At 80.1% G+C, this 1,283-nt stretch carries 1 protein-coding gene; it reads left to right on the forward strand.

The genetic code is table 11. The annotated features are described in order from the left end of the window. Positions 1-284: 284 nt before the first annotated feature. Positions 285-1,283 (forward strand): ROK family protein (locus FNQ90_RS23615; protein ID WP_182608204.1); only part of this gene is annotated, 999 nt, incomplete at its 3' end.

Genomic DNA, 1,283 nt, shown 5'->3' on the forward strand with positions numbered 1-1,283 from the left:
CCGCGGAGGGGGTGGCGCCGGGGATCGGCGGTCGCAACTCTTCCCGGATCCGGAGCCGGTGGGGTGTCCGGCGGGAGCGCGGGAACGGCGGACGCGCTCCCGGGCGGGCGTCGTCACGCCGGAGGCGCACCCGCGCCGGGAGGAAGGAGTCACGACAGCCCCCCACACTGGACTAGACCTTTCCGGGGTGTTCGGGCGAGACTTGCCCCGTGAGTCCCCCCGAGAACGCCCCCGCGCGCGCGACGACCGGCCACGTGCTCGCCCTCGACGTGGGCGGCACCGGCATGAAGGCCGCGCTGATCGGCCCCGACGGCCGCCCTCTCCACGAGGCCCGCCGCCCCACCGGCGGGTCCGGCGCGCCGACCGACGGCGCGCCGGGGCCGGGCGGGGCACCGGGGACCGAGCGCGCCGACGCCGCCCTCGCCGGCGTGCTGGACTTCGCCGCCGAGCTGGTCTCCATCGGTCTGGACCGGTTCGGGGCCCCGCCCGTCGCGGCGGGCGTGGTCGTACCCGGCATCCTCTCCGGGGACGGGGACGGGGACGCCGGGGGCACCGTGCGGTACGCGGCCAACCTCGGCTGGCGGGACGTCCCGCTGGGCCGGCTGCTGGGCGAACGCCTGGCCGGCGTTCCCGTCGCCGTCGGTCACGACGTGCGGGCCGGGGGCCTGGCCGAGGGGCTGCTCGGCGCCGGCCGGGGCGCCTCCCGCTTCCTCTTCGTCGCCCTGGGCACCGGCATCGCCGGCGCCATCGGCATCGACGGCCGGGTCGAGGCCGGCGCCCACAGCGGCGCCGGCGAGATCGGGCACATCGTCGTCCGCCCCGACGGCCCCGACTGCGGCTGCGGGCAGCGCGGCTGCCTGGAGACGTTGGCCTCCGCCTCGGCCGTGGGCCGGGCCTGGGCCGCCGCCTGCGGCGACCCCGCCGCCGACGCCGCCGACGCCGCCCGCGCGGTGGCCGCGGGCGACCCCCGCGCCCTGCGGGTGTGGGACGGGGCCGTGGCGGCCCTCGCCGACGGCCTGCTGACCGGGATCACCCTCCTCGACCCGGAGGTGGTGATCGTCGGCGGTGGTCTGGCCCGCGCCGGCGACACCCTGCTCGACCCGCTGCGCGCGGCGCTGCGCGAGCGGATCACCTTCCAGCACCCGCCCGCCCTGGTGCCGGCGGAGCTGGGGGACGCGGCCGGTTGTCTGGGGGCGGGGCTGCTGGCCCGCGCCCGGGTCACGACCGACCGGCCCGTCCACGGCCCGACCCCGCCGGGAACGGGGGTTCCGGCGGGGTCGGGC

Source organism: Streptomyces alkaliphilus (assembly GCF_014141535.1).
GTDB classification, from domain to species: Bacteria; Actinomycetota; Actinomycetes; order Streptomycetales; family Streptomycetaceae; genus Streptomyces; species Streptomyces alkaliphilus.